This window comes from Streptomyces sp. NPDC047017, from assembly GCF_040644175.1.
Classification (GTDB): domain Bacteria; phylum Actinomycetota; class Actinomycetes; order Streptomycetales; family Streptomycetaceae; genus Streptomyces.
The window spans coordinates 118685-136768 of record NZ_JBEYVW010000020.1 but is presented as its reverse complement, the minus strand read 5'-3'; the positions used below and the strand labels follow the sequence as shown (position 1 = coordinate 136768).

At 73.0% G+C, this 18084-nt stretch carries 21 protein-coding genes and 1 tRNA gene; 16 read left to right on the top strand and 6 right to left on the bottom strand.

What is annotated here, in order from left to right; translation table 11 throughout:
* Positions 1–4: 4 nt before the first annotated feature.
* From ABZ858_RS29500 to rfbB, 5 genes are all read right to left on the bottom strand, one after another.
* Positions 5–739, bottom strand: a complete 735-nt coding sequence (locus tag ABZ858_RS29500) for a glycosyltransferase family 2 protein (protein ID WP_361385166.1) — start codon at positions 737–739, stop codon at positions 5–7.
* On the bottom strand, positions 736–1131 hold the full coding sequence (locus tag ABZ858_RS29495) for a DUF2304 domain-containing protein (RefSeq protein WP_361385163.1): 396 nt from the start codon (positions 1129–1131) through the stop codon (positions 736–738). Before ABZ858_RS29495 ends, ABZ858_RS29500 begins: the two co-directional genes overlap by 4 nt.
* 151 nt (positions 1132–1282) lie before the next feature.
* Complete coding sequence (locus ABZ858_RS29490) at positions 1283–2551, bottom strand: hypothetical protein (RefSeq protein WP_361385160.1); 1269 nt, start codon at positions 2549–2551, stop codon at positions 1283–1285.
* Complete coding sequence (gene rfbD, locus ABZ858_RS29485; RefSeq protein WP_361385157.1) at positions 2548–3432, bottom strand: dTDP-4-dehydrorhamnose reductase; 885 nt, start codon at positions 3430–3432, stop codon at positions 2548–2550. Before rfbD ends, ABZ858_RS29490 begins: the two co-directional genes overlap by 4 nt.
* Entirely contained in the window at positions 3429–4418 is a 990-nt protein-coding gene (gene rfbB / locus ABZ858_RS29480) for a dTDP-glucose 4,6-dehydratase (RefSeq protein ID WP_361385154.1), read from the bottom strand. Before rfbB ends, rfbD begins: the two co-directional genes overlap by 4 nt.
* A gap of 193 nt (positions 4419–4611) precedes the next feature.
* On the opposite strand from rfbB, the gene rfbA reads away from it, so the two are divergent.
* From rfbA to ABZ858_RS29445, 7 genes are all read left to right on the top strand, one after another.
* Complete coding sequence (rfbA, locus tag ABZ858_RS29475) at positions 4612–5481, top strand: glucose-1-phosphate thymidylyltransferase RfbA (protein WP_361385151.1); 870 nt, start codon at positions 4612–4614, stop codon at positions 5479–5481.
* A gap of 19 nt (positions 5482–5500) precedes the next feature.
* Complete coding sequence (gene rfbC, locus ABZ858_RS29470) at positions 5501–6106, top strand: dTDP-4-dehydrorhamnose 3,5-epimerase (protein ID WP_361385148.1); 606 nt, start codon at positions 5501–5503, stop codon at positions 6104–6106.
* Between the two features lie 171 nt (positions 6107–6277).
* A complete protein-coding gene (gene proB / locus ABZ858_RS29465; protein ID WP_361385237.1) occupies positions 6278–7384 on the top strand; it encodes a glutamate 5-kinase in 1107 nt (368 codons plus the stop codon).
* Between the two features lie 134 nt (positions 7385–7518).
* A complete protein-coding gene (locus ABZ858_RS29460) occupies positions 7519–8055 on the top strand; it encodes a hypothetical protein (protein ID WP_361385145.1) in 537 nt (178 codons plus the stop codon).
* An 84-nt stretch (positions 8056–8139) separates the two neighbouring features.
* Positions 8140–9426 carry a glutamate-5-semialdehyde dehydrogenase gene (locus tag ABZ858_RS29455; protein WP_361385142.1) on the top strand — a complete coding sequence of 429 codons (1287 nt, stop codon included), beginning with the start codon at positions 8140–8142 and terminating at the stop codon, positions 9424–9426.
* 92 nt (positions 9427–9518) lie between these two features.
* Positions 9519–10118, top strand: a complete 600-nt coding sequence (locus tag ABZ858_RS29450; protein WP_361385139.1) for a hypothetical protein — start codon at positions 9519–9521, stop codon at positions 10116–10118.
* Between the two features lie 87 nt (positions 10119–10205).
* Positions 10206–11276, top strand: coding sequence for a hypothetical protein (locus ABZ858_RS29445; protein ID WP_361385136.1), 1071 nt, complete (start codon positions 10206–10208; stop codon positions 11274–11276).
* 181 nt (positions 11277–11457) lie between these two features.
* Here the strand turns inward: ABZ858_RS29445 and ABZ858_RS29440 are convergent, their stop codons facing one another.
* The gene (locus ABZ858_RS29440) at positions 11458–12645 is read right to left on the bottom strand and encodes a M48 family metallopeptidase (RefSeq protein ID WP_361385134.1); all 1188 of its coding nucleotides are present in this window, start codon (positions 12643–12645) and stop codon (positions 11458–11460) included.
* Positions 12646–12753: 108 nt separating this feature from the next.
* Here ABZ858_RS29440 and ABZ858_RS29435 point away from each other — a divergent pair, with 108 nt between their 5' ends.
* The 9 genes from ABZ858_RS29435 (at position 12754) to ABZ858_RS29395 (ending at position 17928) form a co-directional block, all read left to right on the top strand.
* Entirely contained in the window at positions 12754–12924 is a 171-nt protein-coding gene (locus ABZ858_RS29435) for a hypothetical protein (protein WP_361385131.1), read from the top strand.
* Between the two features lie 152 nt (positions 12925–13076).
* Positions 13077–13232 (top strand): hypothetical protein, encoded by a 156-nt coding sequence (locus ABZ858_RS29430; protein WP_361385128.1) that lies wholly within the window; start codon positions 13077–13079, stop codon positions 13230–13232.
* A gap of 48 nt (positions 13233–13280) precedes the next feature.
* Positions 13281–13958 carry a nicotinate-nucleotide adenylyltransferase gene (gene nadD, locus ABZ858_RS29425; RefSeq protein WP_361385125.1) on the top strand — a complete coding sequence of 226 codons (678 nt, stop codon included), beginning with the start codon at positions 13281–13283 and terminating at the stop codon, positions 13956–13958.
* Between the two features lie 16 nt (positions 13959–13974).
* Complete coding sequence (locus ABZ858_RS29420; RefSeq protein ID WP_361385122.1) at positions 13975–15897, top strand: LytR C-terminal domain-containing protein; 1923 nt, start codon at positions 13975–13977, stop codon at positions 15895–15897.
* 85 nt (positions 15898–15982) lie between these two features.
* Positions 15983–16429 carry a ribosome silencing factor gene (rsfS, locus tag ABZ858_RS29415; RefSeq protein WP_361385119.1) on the top strand — a complete coding sequence of 149 codons (447 nt, stop codon included), beginning with the start codon at positions 15983–15985 and terminating at the stop codon, positions 16427–16429.
* Entirely contained in the window at positions 16420–17097 is a 678-nt protein-coding gene (locus tag ABZ858_RS29410; protein WP_361385116.1) for a histidine phosphatase family protein, read from the top strand. Before rsfS ends, ABZ858_RS29410 begins: the two co-directional genes overlap by 10 nt.
* A 131-nt stretch (positions 17098–17228) precedes the next feature.
* A tRNA-Ala gene (locus tag ABZ858_RS29405) sits at positions 17229–17301 on the top strand.
* Between the two features lie 216 nt (positions 17302–17517).
* Positions 17518–17691 carry a hypothetical protein gene (locus tag ABZ858_RS29400; protein ID WP_361385113.1) on the top strand — a complete coding sequence of 58 codons (174 nt, stop codon included), beginning with the start codon at positions 17518–17520 and terminating at the stop codon, positions 17689–17691.
* Between the two features lie 3 nt (positions 17692–17694).
* On the top strand, positions 17695–17928 hold the full coding sequence (locus ABZ858_RS29395; protein WP_006136074.1) for a hypothetical protein: 234 nt from the start codon (positions 17695–17697) through the stop codon (positions 17926–17928).
* Positions 17929–18084 lie beyond the last annotated feature (156 nt).

Below are 18084 nucleotides of genomic sequence, written 5' to 3'. Positions count from 1 at the left end.
GGTCCTACTTCCCCTTCCGCACCGGGCTCAGCGAGGCGCTGCGGCTGAAGGCGAGCAGCAGGATCATGCCTATGCGGCCCAGGTACAGGGTGGCCTTCAGCGGCGACTGGCTCGGGGTGCCGGTGGTCCGCGGGCGCATCGCCACGGGGACCTGCTCGACGCGGTAGCCGGCGCGTATCACGGTGATCGTGGACTCCACGGTGTCCCCGAGGTACTCGACCGGGTACCAGTGGGCGAACACGTCGATCAGGTCGCGGCCGCAGGCGCGGAAGCCGGAGGTGACGTCGGTGAGCCTGGTGCGGGCCATGCGCGAGAGCCAGAAGGCGAGCACCAGCATCGCCCAGCGGCGCGGGCCGCGGGCCTCGTACTCGCCGGTGCCGGCGAACCGGGCGCCCATGACGAGGTCGGCGTCCCCGTCGAGCCGGGCCAGCAGCTCGGGCACGTTGCGCGGGTCGTGCTGGCCGTCGGCGTCGACCTGGATGGCCACGTCGTAGCCGCGGTCGTAGGCGTACTTGTAGCCGGCCCGCATCGCGCCGCCCACCCCGAGGTTGTACGGCAGCTTCATCACGGTCGCGCCGGCGCCCCGGGCGACGGTCGCGGTGTCGTCGGCGGAGCCGTCGTCCACGACCAGGACGTCCACGCCCGGAAGCGTGGTGTGGACCTCTTTGATGACGTCGGCGACGCCGTCCGCCTCGTTCCACGCGGGCATGATGATCAGCACACGCTTGCCGTCGATCATTTCCCTACCCCCTGCTCGACGGATGTGACCGGGGTCTCCTGCTCCGCCAGCCGGCCCCTCAGTTCCTGGACGTCGACGCGGAGCAGCGCCACTTCCTCGGAGAGCGTCCGGCCCTCCTCCTCCAGGTGCCCGACCTCCCAGCTCAGCTGGAGGCAGACGATGAAGAGGAACGCCACGCTGAGGAACAGGATGAGACTGACGCCGGAGCGGACGCCCACCAGGCGGGCGACCGAGTCCAGGCCGGACGGGAAGAAACCGAGAGGAATGATCACCAGTCCGGTGAGCACCCAGAGGAAGGCGTACTTCTCCTTGAGCTTGCGGCGGCGCAGCAGCTCGACGATGCACGCGACGAGGAAGACTCCGGTGACCGAAGTCAGCATCCACAACTTCACGCCGCACTCCGATGTATCGGACGACTCATGGAAAGGGCCTGTCTACTCTTCCAGGGGTGTACCAAGGGCGGACGGCCGCTGAGTGAGGCCGCCGGACTGCACTCCACTGTCCGTCGTGCTGCCGTCGGAGGGTGATGGAGTGGCGATCATCCTATGAGCGCACAGAGCGGCAGCTTACACGAGCGCGAAGAACGAATGTCATACAGGTGGCCACCGCGAAGGACCCCGCGGTGTACGCCAACTCGACTCTGGTACGCAGTTCCAGGGGGGTGGCGGTGACCGCCACCAGCACCACCGTGCCCACGATCCAGGCCACCAGCTGCATCCGCGCCGCGCCGCTCGTCATCAGCGCCTGCCCCAGCACCATGGTCAGCATGTACAGAGTCGTACCGAGCGAGAGCCAGGCGAAGTCGGCGGCGCCCAGCACGTCCGGCGCCCCGAAGACCGCCGGCAGCATCGCGGGCCCCAGCACCACCGCGCCGATACCGCCCGCCACACCGAGTCCCGCTGTGATGGAGGTCGCGCGCAGCAGCAGCCGCCGGTAGCCGTGGGTGTCGCCCTCGGCCTCCGCCGCCGACAGTCCGGCCAGCAGCGACACTTGGAACGCGCCGAACACGAACAGCGGCACCCGGGCCAGGACCAGCGCCGACAACAGCGCCGCGACCAGCGCGTCCTCGTCGGTGGCGATCACCTTGGTGCTGAGCACCGCGATGTTCACCAGGAGTTGGGCCAGCAGCGTCGAGCCGACCAGCAGCCCCAGGTGTTCCATCAGGTCGCGCCACCGCGCGTGCGACCCGGGCCGCGAGCCCCGCCGCACCGGCGCGAGCGTGGCGGCCATGGCCAGCAGCGGGGCCACCGTGAGCACCGCCGCGAAGGCGAACACCGAGTGCACCCCGGCCACCGCGAGCGCCCCCGACAGCACGATGCGCAGCCCGCCGTCCAGGCCCAGCTGCAGCCCGTACGCCTGGAACCGCCCGAGCCCGGCGAGCACACCCCGGGTGACGTACGCCACCGCCAGCCCCGTGAGCGCCCCGCCGAGGGCGAGGACCAGATGCGGGTCGCCGTGGAAGAACACGTTCGCGAGCGGCTGGGCGAACACCGCGAGCGGCACGCACACCAGCGCGAGCAGCCCCACGGACAGCGCCATGCCGCGCCGCAGCACCGGCGCCACGCCGTCGCCGCGCACCGTGCGGCCCGCCACGAGCCGGGTGATCTCCTGCTCGACCGGGAAGAACAGGCCCAGGCCGATGGAGTTGACCACGGTCCACAGGACCGAGAAGCTCGCCATGTCGTCGACGGCGAGCGTGTGGCCCGCCGCCGCGAGATGGACGTAACTGGCGGCGCCGAGCACCGCGGTGCCGGCGCCCACCGACGCCGTGCCCCGCGGCAGCGCGGTGCTGATGCGGTCCAGGAGGCTCACGCGCTCGGCCGCCCCTGGGGAGCGATCACCTGGAGGGCCGCCGCGAGCTGGTCGCGCCAGTGCGGCTGGACGGGCACGCCCGCCTCGGCCCACCGGTCGTGCGCGAGCACGCTGTACGACGGGCGCGGGGCCGGCCGGACGAACTTGTCCGAGGTGGTCGGCCGCACCCGCGCGGGGTCCAGGCCGGTCAGCTCGAACGCGGCCCGCGCCAGGTCGCACCACGTGCCGGTGCCGGACGCGGTGCCGTGGTAGACACCCGCCGGGGCCCGGCCCGCGAGCGCCGCCTCGCCCAGCTCGGCGAGCTGGCGGGCGAGCGCGACCGTCCAGGTCGGCTGGCCGCGCTGGTCGTCGACCACGTCCACGGTCTCCCGCCGGGTGGCCAGGTCCAGCATGGTGGCGACGAAGTTGCGCCCGTGCGCGCCGTACAGCCACGCCGTGCGCACCACATAGCCGCGTTCGGGCAGCAGCTCGGCCACCGCGCGCTCGCCCGCCAGCTTGCCGCGCCCGTAGGCGTTGACCGGCGAGAGCGGGGCGTCGTGCGGGTACGGCTCGGCGGCGTCGCCCGGGAAGACGTAGTCGGTGGAGACCTGGACCAGCACCGCGCCGTGGGCGGCGCACGCCTCGGCCAGCACCCGCGGGCCCTCGCCGTTGATCCGGGTCGCCGCGGCCTCCTCGGCCTCGGCGCCGTCCACGTCGGTCCACGCGGCCGCGTTCACCACGATGTCGTGGCCGGCCACGGCCGCGCGCACCGCGGCGGCGTCGGTGACGTCCAGTTCCTTGCGGGTCGCCGCGGTGACGGCCTGCTCCCCGCGGCCGGTGAGGACCTCGGTGAGGTCACGGCCGAGCATGCCGCCCGCGCCGGTTATCAGCCAGCGCGTCATGCCGGAAGCGCCGCCTTCGCCTTGAGCGGCTCCCACCAGGCGCGGTTGTCGCGGTACCACCGCACGGTGTCGGCCAGGCCCTGCTCGAAGGTGACGAGCGGCGTGTAGCCCAGCTCCTCCTGGATCTTGGCGATCGACAGGGAGTAGCGCAGGTCGTGGCCCTTGCGGTCGGCGACGTGCTCGACCATGTCCCAGCCCGCGCCGCACGCGTCGAGCAGCAGCCCGGTCAGCTCCTTGTTGGTGACCTCGGTGCCGCCGCCGATGTGATAGATCTCGCCCGCCCGGCCGCCGCGCAGCACCATCTCGATGCCCCGGCAGTGGTCGGAGACGTGCAGCCAGTCCCGCACGTTCAGGCCCTCGCCGTACAGCGGCACCTTCCTGCCGTCCAGCAGGTTGGTGGTGAACAGCGGGATCATCTTCTCGGGGAAGTGGTACTGCCCGTAGTTGTTGGAGCAGCGGGTCACCACGACGTCCATGCCGTGCGTGCGGTGGTACGACAGCGCCAGCAGGTCCGAGCCGGCCTTGGAGGCCGAGTACGGCGAGTTCGGCGCCAGCGGCCAGTCCTCGGTCCAGGAACCCTCGGCGATCGAGCCGTACACCTCGTCCGTGGAGACGTGCACGAACCGGCCCACACCGTGCCGGCGGGCGGCGTCCAGCAGCACCTGGGTGCCCAGCACATTGGTCGTCACGAACGGCGAGGAGTCCGCGATCGAACGGTCCACGTGCGACTCGGCGGCGAAGTGCACCACCGCGTCCTGGCCGCGCATCGCGTCGTCGACCGTCGCGTGGTCGCGGATGTCGCCCCGCACGAACACGTACCCGGGCTGGCCCGCCACCGGCGCGAGGTTCTCCTCGTTGCCGGAGTAGGTCAGGTTGTCCAGGACGGTGACCTGGGCGCCCTCGCCCGAGGGCAGCTGCCCGCTCAGCAGCGCCCGCACGAACTGTGAACCGATGAACCCGGCGCCGCCGGTGACGAGAATCTTCATAAGAGCCAGCATTCTATGGGCTCGGCCCCGCCCGGCCGCCCGGCGGCCGCCCCCGCGGCGGACGGCGGCCGCCGGCGCCCCGGGCCGCGACGGCTCCGCCGCTGGTCGCACGGCGGTTCCCGGCCCCGCCAGTGGTGGTTGTCACGCCCGGCGGCGGGAGAGCGGCCCGCGCCCTGCCGTAGGGTGCCTTTCCATGCGTGGAATAGTGCTCGCCGGTGGTACCGGCTCCCGACTGTGGCCGATCACACGGGCCGTGTCGAAGCAGCTGATGCCGGTCTTCGACAAGCCGATGATCTATTACCCCCTGTCCACCCTCGTGATGGCGGGCATCCAGGACGTCCTGGTCATCACCGGCCCCGACGAACGCCCCCAGTTCGAGAGGCTGCTGGGCGACGGCTCCGGCCTCGGCATGAACATCGAGTTCGCCACGCAGGACAACCCCAACGGCATCGCCGAGGCGTTCGTCATCGGCGAGGACTTCATCGGCGACGAGCCCGTCGCGCTGATCCTCGGCGACAACATCTTCCACGGCGTCGGCCTCGACCGGCAGCTCGCCAAGTACCGCGAGCCCGAGGGCGGTGTCGTCTTCGCGCACGCCGTCTCCGACCCGACCGCCTACGGCGTCGTCGACTTCGACGAGCAGGGCCGCGCCCGCTCCATCGAGGAGAAGCCCAAGCAGCCCAAGTCCCGCTACGCGGTGCCGGGCCTGTACTTCTACGACAGCCGCGTGGTCGAGATCGCCCGGAACCTCAAGCCGAGCGCCCGCGGCGAGCTGGAGATCACCGACGTCAACCAGCACTACCTGGAGCGCGGCGAACTCCAGGTCTCGGTCCTGGACCGCGGCACCGTCTGGCTGGACACCGGTACCTTCCAGTCGCTCGTCCAGGCCTCCGAGTACGTGCGCGTGGTCGAGGAACGCCAGGGCATGAAGATCGGCTGCGTCGAGGAGGCCGCCTGGCGCGCCGGGTTCATCGACCACACGCGGCTGCGCGCCCTGGCCGAGCCGCTCACCAAGAGCGGCTACGGCGACTACCTCCTCGACCTGCTGGCCCACGAGGCATGAGGAAGGACGGAACCGTTCGATGAAGGTCAACCCCCTGGGGATAGAAGGCGCCTGGGAGTTCGTGCCGCAGCAGCACGGCGACGCCCGCGGCCTCTTCCTGGAGTGGTACAAGGCCGACCTGATGGCCCAGACGGTCGGCCACCCGCTCGACCTCAAGCAGGGCAACCTCTCCGTCTCCGCGGCCGGCGTGGTGCGCGGCATCCACTTCGCCGACGTGCCGCCCGGCCAGGCCAAGTACGTGACCTGCGTGCGCGGCGCGGTGCTCGACGTGATCGTGGACGTGCGCGTCGGCTCGCCCACCTTCGGGCAGTGGGAGGGCGTGCGCCTGGACGAGCAGGACCGCAAGGCCGTCTACCTCTCCGAGGGCCTGGGCCACGGCTTCTGCGCGCTGACCGACGACGCGACGGTCACCTACCTGTGCTCGGAGGGCTACGCCCCGCAGCGCGAACACACCATCCACCCGCTCGATCCGGCCATCGGCGTCCAGTGGCCGGTCTCCGGGGAGCCCGAGCTGTCCGCGAAGGACACCCAGGGCCCCACGCTGGCCGAGGCCCGCGCGGCGGGCATGCTGCCGGTGTACGAGGAGTGCCTGGCCTTCCGCCGCTCGCTCAGCGAGCGCGGCTGACCCCTCCCGCGCCCTGGACACGGCCCGGCGCCGGGCCGTGTCCAGCCGCCGGAACACCCGGGCGCCGCCGCGCCGCCCTCCCGTAGATTGGCCGCGTCGCCGCGCGGGAGAGCACGCGGCGCCAGGGACGGCCGAGTGAGGACGACGCAGGTGACAGTGGCAAGGCAGGACGTGACGCGGGCCCGCAGGATCGTCGTGAAGGTGGGCTCCTCCTCGCTGACCACGGCCTCCGGCGGCCTGGACGCCGACCGGGTGGACGCCCTCGTGGACGTCCTCGCCAAGAGCCGCGGCCAGGGGGACAAGGAGATCGTCCTGGTCTCCTCCGGCGCCATCGCCGCCGGACTCGCCCCGCTGGGCCTGCGCCGCCGCCCCAAGGACCTCGCCCGCCAGCAGGCCGCCGCCAGCGTCGGCCAGGGCCTGCTGGTCGCCCGCTACACCGCGTCCTTCGCCCGCTACGGCGTCCGCGTCGGCCAGATCCTGCTGACCGGCGACGACACCAGCCGCCGCGCCCACCACCGCAACGCCTCCCGCACCCTGGACAAGCTGCTCGCGATGGGCGCCCTGCCGATCGTCAACGAGAACGACACGGTCGCCACCGACGAGATCCGCTTCGGCGACAACGACCGCCTCGCCGCCCTCGTCGCCCACCTCGTCCACGCCGACCTTCTGGTGCTGCTCTCCGACGTGGACGGCGTCTACGACGGCGACCCGAGCAGGCCCGGCACCTCCCGGATCGCCGAGGTGCGCGCACCGGCCGACCTGGCGGGCGTCGAGATCGGCAGCGCGGGCAAGGCAGGCGTCGGCACCGGCGGCATGGTCACCAAGGTCGAGGCCGCCAGGATCGCGGCCGCCGCCGGCATCCCCGTGGTGCTCACCAGCGCGGTGCACGCCGCCGACGCCCTCGCCGGCCGCGACACCGGCACCCACTTCCACCCCACCGGCAAGCGCTCCGCCGGCCGGCTGCTGTGGCTCCAGCACGCCTCCGCCCCGCAGGGCTCGCTCACCCTCGACGACGGCGCGGTGCGCGCGGTCGTCGAGCGCCGCACCTCGCTGCTGCCGGCCGGCATCGCCGCCGTCGAGGGCGACTTCACCGCGGGCGACCCGGTCGAGCTGCGGGACGCGGCCGGGCACGCGGTCGCCCGCGGCCTGGTCAACTTCGACGCCCGCGAGATCCCCCGGCTGATCGGCCGCTCCACCCGGGAACTCGCCCGCGAGCTGGGACCGGCGTACGAACGCGAGGTCGTACACAGGGACGATCTGGTGCTCCTGGAGCCGTAATGGCCCGATACGTCCGGCTGCCGGGTCCCTGATGGTGGGGGACGTTCCGCAAAACCGCCCCATGGAGCCGTACGGCCTGCTGCACTTTGTCCCAGGGACACATTCCGCATGAGCACGGGGAAAAGGAGGCCGTCGTGAGACGAGTACGCCCTGGGGCGTCGGCGTCCCGCGGTGGTGCCGGCGGGTCCCCCTCCCGTGCGGCCGGCGAGGAGCGCGCTCTGACCAGCGTGGCCGCCGGCGACCGGTACGCCAAGGAGCACGGGACGCGGGAGCGCGGACGGGAGCACCGGGCGGCCCCGGCGCACGACGGGGGCGCAGCACCGGCGGACCTGCCCCGGCTGTGGCACATCACGCTGCGGGTCTCCGGCGCCGAGGCCCCGCTCCAGGAGGTCCGGCGCGGTCTGGAGCAGCTCGCCCACGACCACCCCTTCCTGCTGACCAGCCGCTACGCCGACGACCACGCCGAGATCCGCTACTGGGAGGAGGCCCGCGACCTGCACGACGCGGCGGCCGTCGCCCTGCGCCTGTGGGGCGAGCACCGGCAGAGCGCCCGGCTGCCGCCCTGGGAGATCGTCGGCCTGGAGGTCATCGACCGCGAGACCTACCACCAGCGGCTGGCCGAGGGCTACGGCCCGCCGCCCGCCACCCCGGTCGGCGTCCACCCCTTCTGACCCGGATCGCGAGCCCCGTCCGGATGTGTCTCGCGGTGTGGAACGGCGCGTGAACGCCCTGGCCGGGAGCACTACGCTGCCCCCATGACCACGCTCTCGCCGTACGACTCGATGTCCCCGGTCGCCCAGGCCGCCTACCGGGCCAAGGCCGCAGCCGCCGACCTCGCGCCGCTGCCGCGCGCCGAGAAGGACGACGCGCTGCTCGCCGTCGCGGACGCCCTGGAGGTGCGGACCGCCGAGATCGTCGAGGCCAACGCCGAGGACGTCGCCAAGGCCCGCGCGGCCGGCACCGGCGAGACCGTCGTGGACCGGCTCACCCTCACCCCGGAGCGGGTGCGCGCCATCGCCGCCGACGTGCGCGACGTGGCCGCGCTGCCCGACCCGGTCGGCGAGGTGGTCCGCGGCTCCACCCTCCCCAACGGCCTGGACCTGCGCCAGGTCCGCGTCCCGCTCGGCGTGGTCGGCATCATCTACGAGGCCCGGCCCAACGTCACCGTGGACGCCGCCGCCCTGTGCCTGAAGTCCGGCAACGCCGTGCTGCTGCGCGGCTCGGCCTCCGCCTACGCCTCGAACACCGCCCTGGTCCGGGTGATCCGGGACGCGGTCGGCGGCGCCGGGCTGCCCGCAGACGCCGTCCAGCTGGTGCCCGGCGAGGGCCGCGAGAGCGTACGCGAGCTGATGCGCGCCCGCGGCCTGGTCGACGTGCTGATCCCGCGCGGCGGCGCCTCCCTGATCCGGACCGTCGTCAACGAGTCCACCGTCCCGGTGATCGAGACCGGCACCGGCAACTGCCACGTCTACGTCGACGCGCGGGCCGACCTCGACATGGCCGTCGACATCCTGGTCAACTCCAAGGCGCAGCGCCCCAGCGTGTGCAACGCGGCCGAGACCCTCCTGGTCCACCAGGACATCGCCGCCGAGTTCCTGCCGCGCGCCCTGGACGCGCTCGCCGGGGCCGGGGTCACCGTGCACGCCGACGAGCGGGTCATGGCGTACGCCAAGGACTCCCGGGCCACGGTCGTGGAGGCCACCCCGGAGGACTGGGACACCGAGTACCTGTCGTACGACATCGCCGCCGCCGTCGTCGACTCGCTGGACCGGGCCGTCGCGCACATCCGGCTGTGGTCCTCCGGCCACACCGAGGCGATCGTGACCACCTCGCAGCAGGCCGCCCGCCGCTTCACCCAGCTGGTCGACTCCACCACCGTCGCCGTGAACGCCTCCACCCGGTTCACCGACGGCGGCCAGTTCGGCTTCGGCGCGGAGATCGGCATCTCCACGCAGAAGCTGCACGCCCGCGGCCCGATGGGCCTGCCCGAGTTGACCAGCACCAAGTACATCGTCACGGGCGACGGGCACATCCGGCGCTGAAACCGGGCCGCCCGGGCCCTGCCCGAGGGGCTGCGGCGGGCGGCCGAAAGCCGTCTCGGCGGGCGGATGAATCTCCGTACCGTCTGCCCAAAATGACCCCCCAGGTCTACTCTGGTCCCGTGCCGGAGGACGTGGGGGGCACGCCGTTCCCGGACGGCTGGGAGCCCGACGACGACCACGACCGCGGGGTGTCGGACGAAGAGTTCGCCTCCGTGGTCTTCGACGAGGCCTTCGTACGGGCGGCCGTGATCCATGAGCCGACCGCCGTCGAACGCCTGCTCGCCGCCGCCGAGGCCAGAGCCGAGGCGACCGAGGCCGAGGCCCGCCGCGCCCACGCCAGGGGCGAGCGCCACTCGGACGGCTTCGGCGCCGACCGGCACCGCTTCGGCGCCGATCCCGGCCTCGACGGCCTGGACGGCCCCGGCCTCTTCGAGGGCCGCCACGGCATGCCCGGCGCGTTCGGCCGGCAGGTGCGCTGGCACCGCCCCGTCGCCTGGGTGCTCGCCGTCGTGATGGGCATCGGCATGGTCGCGCTGGCCTTCGCCGCGGTCTACCGGGGCGGCGGCTCCTCCGGCAGCCGGGACCAGGCACCGCCGCCCGCCTCGACCGGCCTGGAGCAGGGCGGCACCGCCCCCTCCGCCTCGGCCGGCCCCTCCCGGCCACCTGTTCCGGCCGTTCCGCGCACGCCCTGAGCGCCTCCCGCCAGCGTTGGTGGGGACCTGACAGACTTGGCCGGGGCCGCGCGTTTACCGGCGCTCCGCGCGACCTACCCTGAAAGTATGGGAGGGCCTGCAGACCCGCCTGGAGGGACACCCGAGGGCTCCCCGTCAGGCGCGGAGGACGAATACCGGTCCGTCGTCTTCGACGAGTCGTTCGTCCGGGCTGCCCGCCTCCAGGAGTACTCCGCGCGCGAGCGCATGACCGACCACACCCCCGCCGTCCGCCGCCGCCCCACACTGCGCGGCGGACTGCCCCGGCAGGCGCTGTTCCTCGTGCTGCTGATCGCGCTGGCCTTCGCCACCGCGGTCTACCTGGGCGTCCGCAGCCCCTACCGGGCGCCCTTGGCGCAGCCGCCGGCCGAGGAACTGCGGACCACGGTCGTCCCGCTCGCCCCGCGCGGCCGGGTGCCCGGGGCCGCCGACCCCGCCGCCCTGTACGCGCACAGCCCGGCCGCCCGCTTCGCCACCGGCGCGAACGGCATCCCGCTGCCCGAGCACCGGGGCACCGCCCACTTCACGGACGGGCAGGTCACCGAGGCACTGCTCCGGGCGAAGGAGTACATCGTGGCGTCCTCCCTGGACCCGGCGGTGCTCGACGGCACCGACACCGGCACGGTGCGGTCGCTGCTGGACGCGGGCCAGCTCGACCAGTTCGACCGGAGCCTCGCCCACCCGGCCGCCGACGGCCGGCACGCGCTCACCGGCTGGCTCGTCCGCCTCGACACGGGCCGGGTCCGGCTGGCCGACCCCGAGATCCGCGTCCGGGGCACCCTGCGGGCCACCGAGTCCGACCCCGCCGCCCTGGAGGTCACCGCGGACCCCGTCCTGGTGTACGCGCTCCAGCCGGCCCGCTCCGCCGCGGCGGCGCCCGCCTCGCTGTTCACCGTCCGGCGCGAGCTGCGGTTCCGCTTCGACCAGGACGATCTACGGCTGCACCGGCTCCAGTTGGCCACCGCGACCGTCCAGGCCGGTCCGCTGGCGTGCGCCGAGGACCCCTCGGGCCGCTTCCGGCCACTGCTCGCCGGACAGGGCGCCCCCGCGGGCGGCCCGCCCGGCACCGACCCGTACGCGCCGGGCGGCACGGCGGCCGTGTGCGGGTCCCTGGCACCGGGCGCCCAGCCGGCGGTGTGACGCCCGGCCCGCGCCCGGCACCGAGGAGCGGGCCCGGGGGGGCAGGCCAGGGGAGCGGGCCCGGTGCGGGCGTGCGGCGGGCGTGCGGTCGGTCCGGGCGCGCTACGGGCGTGCGGTCGGCCCGCGCGTTACGGCGTGCGCCACGGGCGTGCGGTCGCTTCGCGCGCCACGGACGTGCGGCTCAGTCCGCGTCGCGGTCCGGGGCGCCCCCGGACGGCTCCCCGCCCTTGCCACCGCCCGTCGGGCCGCCCGCCGAGTCTCCCTCGGAGCCGTCCTTGGAGCCGTCCTTCGAGCCCTCCTCCGACCGGGCCCCCTTGCCGGACCCGGTCCCCGTGAAGCCGCCGAAGCCGCGCCGGACCCGGTCGCCCAGGTCGCCCGCCCCGCCCGCGATGTCGGTGACCAGCTTCATCAGCGGGTCCTTGGAGTTCTTCACATGGCTCGCGTAATGCGCCGCCGACTCGCGGAAGGAGTCACCGACCGAGGTGTCCTTGTCCCCGGTGCGCCGCGGGTAGTGACCGTCCATGATCCGCTGGTGGTCGCGGGAGGCGGCCCACTTCTTCAGCTCGGCCGCCCGCACGGTGGCGAAGGGATGCGTGCGCGGCAGCACGTTCAGGATCTTCAGCACGGAGTCGCGCAGGTCGCCCGCCTCCTCGTACTCCTCGGCCTGCGCGAGGAAGGAGTCCACGTTCATCTCGTGCAGGTGGTTGCCGCCGGCGAGCTTCATCAGGCCGCGCATCGAGGCCCGTACGTCCTGCCCGACCAGCAGGCCCGCCCGGTCCGCGGACAGCTCCGACTTGCGGAACCACTCGCGCAGCGCCGTGACGATCGCCATGATCGCGATGTTGCCCAGCGGGATCCAGGCCACCCGGACGGCCAGGCTGGTCAGGAACAGCAGGATCGTGCGGTACACCGCGTGGCCGGACAGCGCGTGGCCCACCTCGTGGCCGACGACCGCCCGCATCTCCTCCTCGTCGAGCAGTTCGACCAGGCCGGTGGTCACCACGATGATCGGCTCGTCCAGGCCGATGCACATCGCGTTGGGCTGCGGGTCCTGGTTGACGTACATCGGCGGGACCTTCTCCAGGTCCAGGATGTGGCAGGCGTCCAGCAGCATGTGGTGCAGATGGGCGAACTGCTGGTCGGAGACGCGCACCGAGTCGGACAGGAACAGCAACCGCAGGCTGCGCTCGGGCAGCAGGCCGCTCAGGGCCTTGAACACCGTGTCGAATCCGGTCAGCTTGCGCAGCGCGACCAGGGCGGAGCGGTCGGCCGGGTGCTCGTAGGCACGTGAGGAGATCCCCGGGAAGCGCGTGCGCTGCCGGCCGGGCAGCCGCTCGTGCCCGTCTTGCTCGTGGCCGTCGTCGGACATCTGAATCCATCCCCCATGCGAGTCTGTGGTGCCCCGGGTGCCCCCGACGCGGAGGCCGCCCTGGGCGGCGATACCGTGGACGGGCAGTACAGCGAAGGAGTCCACGCCATGGAGCACTACCCCGCAGCCGTTCGGCTCACCGAGGCCGCGAGCGCCGCCGTCCAGCACCACCAGGGAGGCAGCGGCTACCTGCTCCGCGTCGTCCTGGTCGTCATGGTGCTGGGCTGTGTGCTCACCGGCTGGTTCCTGCTGCGCGGCTACAAACGCAACGACGACTGACCCCGCCGGAAGGTTCCCGCCCGCGCGCACCCGGCCGCCCCGGCCCCGTGCGGCGGGCCGTGACGGTGGAGTCGGCGTGAGCGGTCCGCAGGCGGACGCTTACGATGGGCGGGCATCTTTATCCCGCCCACACCCGGATAGGTCTGCCGAAGATGAGCCTGCACAACACCGCTGCCCAGTTGGTCAACCTCGCCGAGGCCGAGGGCGGCCACCACGACAGCCTCAACCCCGCGGTGACCGGCGGCGGCGCGTTCATCGTGCTGCTGCTCCTGCTCTGGGTCACCACCCGCTTCAACCGCGACCGCTGAGCCCGGCCCGGACGGAGCCCGCAGGCCGGGCCGGTAGGGTCTGCACGCATGGGAGAGCAGGACATGCCTACCGGTCCGGTGAGTGACGCGGTGAACCACCCCGAGCGGTACGGGCCCGGCAACGGCCCCTCGGTCTCGGGCAAGCGCCGCCTGGGCGTCATGGGCGGAACGTTCGACCCGGTCCACCACGGGCACCTCGTGGCGGCCAGCGAGGTCGCCGCGCAGTTCCACCTGGACGAGGTGGTGTTCGTCCCCACCGGCCAGCCCTGGCAGAAGTCCCACCGCAAGGTCTCCACCGCCGAGGACCGCTACCTGATGACGGTCATCGCGACCGCGGAGAACCCGCAGTTCTCCGTCAGCCGCATCGACATCGACCGCGGCGGCCCCACCTACACCGTGGACACCCTGCGCGACCTGCGCGCCCTCAACCCCGACACGGACCTGTTCTTCATCACCGGCGCCGACGCGCTCGGCCAGATCCTCACCTGGCGGGACTCGGAGGAACTCTTCTCCCTGGCGCACTTCATCGGCGTGACCCGGCCCGGCCACCACCTGACCGACCCCGGCCTCCCGGCGGGCGGCGTCTCCTTCGTCGAGGTCCCCGCCCTCGCCATCTCCTCCACCGACTGCCGGGCGAGAGTCGCCAAGGGCGACCCCATCTGGTACATGGTGCCGGACGGAGTCGTGCGCTACATCGCCAAGCGTGAGCTGTACCGCGGCGAGTGAGCCGAGAGGGGCACCGGTGAACGACCGATACGACGCTGGGTACGACGGCGACCCGTACGAGCTGGTCGGCTACGACGAGTACGGCCGGCCCATCTACCGGCAGGTCCCCGCGCAGCAGGGCTACGAGACGTACCCGGACCGGAGCGGCCAGGGCCAGTACCAGGGCCAGTACCAGGGTCAGGGCCAGTACCGGGGCCAGGGTGACGACCCGTACGCGGCGGACGGCGGTCAGCAGCCCGGCGGCCCGGCCTCCTACAGCGATCCCGCCGGCCCCTACCCGCCGCCGCAGCATTACCCGCAGTCGCAGTCGCAGTCCCAGTCGCAGTACGGGACGCAGGAGCCGTACCCGTCCTCCTACGAGACCCCCGGCCACCACGCCCCCGGCCACGCGGGGTACCCCGGCGCGTACGACCCCTACGGCACGGGCCACCAGGGCGGTGCCGGGCAGCAGGCGCCGTACGACGCCTACGGCCGCACCGCGGCCGGCGGGCAGCAGCACCGGGCCGCCGAGCAGACCGCCTACATCCCGCAGCAGGCGCGCCCGGCGGACCCCGGCCCGGCGGCGCACGCGGCGCCGGAGCACTCGGAGCAGCCAGGGCGGACGGAGCGGACGGAACAGCCAGGGCGGACCGAGCAGGCGGAGCAGCCGGACCGGCCGGAGTACGGCACCGAGCAGTTCGCCTTCGTGGAGGAGCCGACCGACGACTCCGAGGACGTCATCGACTGGCTCAAGTTCACCGAGAACCGCACCGAGCGCCGCGAGGAGGCCCGCCGCCGCGCCCGCAGCCGGGTCATCGCCCTGGCCGTCGTGCTCGCCCTGATCGTGGTCGGCGGCGTCGGCTACCTCTGGTACGCCGGGAAGCTGCCCGGACTGTCCTCGTCCGGCGGCGGGGCGGCCGCCGGGAGCGCCGCGGGCGCCCAGAAGCGCGACGTGATCGTCGTCCACCTGCACGACACCGCGCGGGGCGGCACCTCGACGGCGCTGCTCGTGGACAACACCACCACCAAGCAGGGCACCACCGTGCTGCTGCCCAACACCCTGTCCCTGTCCTCCGACGACGGCTCCACGACGACCCTGGCCAAGTCGGTCAAGGACGACGGCTCCGCGGGCACCCGCGACCAGCTGGACACCGTCCTGGGCACCAGCATCCAGGGCACCTGGCGCCTGGACACCCCCTACCTCCAGAACCTCGTCGACCTGGTCGGCGACATCGAGGTGGACACCGACGCGGACGTACCCGACCCGGACGGCAAGAAGAAGGCCACCGAGCCCCTGGTCCGCCGGGGCAAGGACCAGACCCTCAGCGGCCGGATGGCCGTCGCCTACGCCACCTACCGCGCCCCCGGTGAGGCCGAGAATCCGCAGCTGGAGCGGTTCGGGCAGGTGGTGCAGGGCGTGCTGCGCAAGATGTCCTCCGATCCGCAGTCGGCGACCGTCACCGTGCAGACGCTGGCGCAGATCCTCGATCCCTCGCTCACCGACAACGACCTCGGCACCTTCCTCGCCAAGCTGTCCGAACTGGCCAAGGGCGGTGACTTCAGGACCGCGCTGCTGCCCGTCCGCGGCGACGGCACCCTGAGCGCGCAGACCAGCGGCAGCGTGGTCAAGGACATCCTGGGCGGCACCGCCAAGAGCCCCGGCCAGGGCTCGGCCGTCCGCGTCTCGGTCCAGAACGCCTCCGGCACCAAGGGCGACACCGACAAGGCCCGCGTCGCCCTGCTCAACGGCGGCGTCACCTTCCTGGAGGCCGGCACCGCCCCCGCCGCCCGGCCCGCCTCCCAGGTCGTCTACGCCGACGACGCCGGCAAGGAGAACGCCGCCGAGGTGGCCAAGACCCTCGGCCTGCCCGCCGGGTCCGTGACGAAGGGCACGGTCGCCCCGAACGCCGACGTGGCGGTCGTCCTCGGCCGGGACTACAAGCCGGCGTCGGGCCGATGAGCCGGTGATCCGGTGATCGCCCGGTGCGCTGTCGGCGGTCCGTGAGACCCTTGGTCCCAAGTGACCGCCGACGGAAAGCCCTGCAGTGACCGCGACCGACCGTTCCATCGAGCTGATCCACACCGCCGCGCAGGCGGCCGCCGACAAGCTCGCGCACGACATCATCGCCTACGACGTCAGTGACGTCCTGTCGATCACGGATGCCTTCCTGCTGGCATCCGCACCCAACGACCGCCAGGTCAAGTCGATCGTCGACGAGATCGAGGAGCGCCTGCTCAAGGAGCTGGGCGCCAAGCCGGTGCGCCGCGAGGGCGACCGCGAGGCCCGCTGGGTCCTCCTCGACTACGTCGACATCGTCGTCCACGTCCAGCACAGCGAGGAGCGCGTCTTCTACGCCCTGGAGCGGCTGTGGAAGGACTGCCCCGAGCTGGAGCTGCCCGAGGACGCCCGGGCGACCCGCGGCAAGGCCGCGGAGCACGCCAGGCTGCAGGCCGACGACGCCTCGGACCGGCCGGACGGTGAGTGGCGGTGAGTGGCGCCGGTGAGGGAGCCGGCCGCCCGCCCGGCCGGGGCCGCCGCGTCATCCTGTGGCGGCACGGCCAGACCTCGTGGAACGTGGAGCGCCGCTTCCAGGGCTCCACGGACGTCGAGCTGACCGAGACCGGCATCGGCCAGGCGCGCCGCGCCGCCCGGCTGCTGGCCTCCCTCGGCCCGGACGCGATCGTCTCCTCCGACCTGAAGCGGGCCGCGCGCACGGCCGCCGAGCTGGCCGCCCTCACCGGCCTGGAGGTGGCCCGCGACGAGGGCCTGCGCGAGACCTACGCGGGCGTCTGGCAGGGCCTGACGCACGACGAGATCATCGCCCGCCACGGCGAGCAGTACGCCGCGTGGAAGCGCGGCGAGCCGGTGCGCCGCGGCGGGGGCGAACTGGAGTCCGAGGTGGCCGACCGGGCCGCCCCCGTGGTGCTGCGGCACGCGGAGAAGCTGCCCGAGGACGGCACGCTCGTGGTGGTCAGCCACGGCGGCACCATCCGCACCACCATCGGCCGCCTCCTCGGCCTGGAGTCGCGCCACTGGGAGAGCCTGGGCGGGCTGTCCAACTGCTGCTGGTCCGTGCTGGGCGAGGGCGCCCGCGGCTGGCGGCTGCTGGAGCACAACGCGGGCACCCTGCCGCAGCCCGTGCTGGGCGACGACGACTGAGCCCGTCCCGGGCGGCCCGCCGGCCGCACGGGACCCGGATTTCACTTTCCGGCAGGTCGCAGGCTAAAGTTCTTCTTGTTCGCCCCGCCAAGCGGAGCGAAACACCAGGCGGCTTCGCCGCTTGGGGGCAAGGGGCTATAGCTCAGTTGGTAGAGCGCCTGCATGGCATGCAGGAGGTCAGGAGTTCAATTCTCCTTAGCTCCACAGAACGGCACTCGGTCGAGTCGCCGGAGAGTGGTGAAGAGAATCCCGTCCCGCACAGGGGCGGGATTCTCTGCTTTCCGCCGCCGGGGCGCACACCGGCCGCCGGGCGTGCTCCCGTGGCCGGACCGGTACCGAGGCGTCGCTGACCGTGTTGGTCCGTCCGTGGCAGAATCAGACGGCCGGAAGGGGACGCGGCCCGACTGGGGAGGAGTGGCGATGCCTGCGAGCATCCTCAAGGAGGTCTCCCACCTCCTTGACGCGGCGTTGATACGGGACACCGTCACCCGGCTCGTCTGCCCTTCCTGCGGCTCCCTCCATGTGGCCCAAGTCCTCGGCGACAACGGCGGTGTCTCGTACGTGTGTACGGCCTGCGGTCACAGCTGGAGCTGACGGATGGGTGCACACAGGCGGAAGTGCGACTGGTGCGGCAGCGGTACGCCGATCGTCCGCGACATGGAGCCGATCAACCCCGACTACCAGTACTGGTGCGAGGAGTGCGCGCGGGCGCTGATCATAAAAGGCGACCCCATCGAGACGTACCGCGAGCTGGAGGGCGAGCCGATCTACGGCCGGCTCCTGGAGGAGCACTGCACGCTCAAGCGGTTCTATTCGTTCGTCACGGCTTGACGGCTTGAGGGCCTGACGGTCCGGCGTTCCATCGCCCCGGTGGCCGCCGGAAACCGGGCAAGCCGGCCATACCGGTCAGGGCGGAAACCGATTTGGTGGAGCACCCCCCGGACCGTGTAATGTTGGCGTCGCCGCCGGGGAAACCGGGCGGAACAA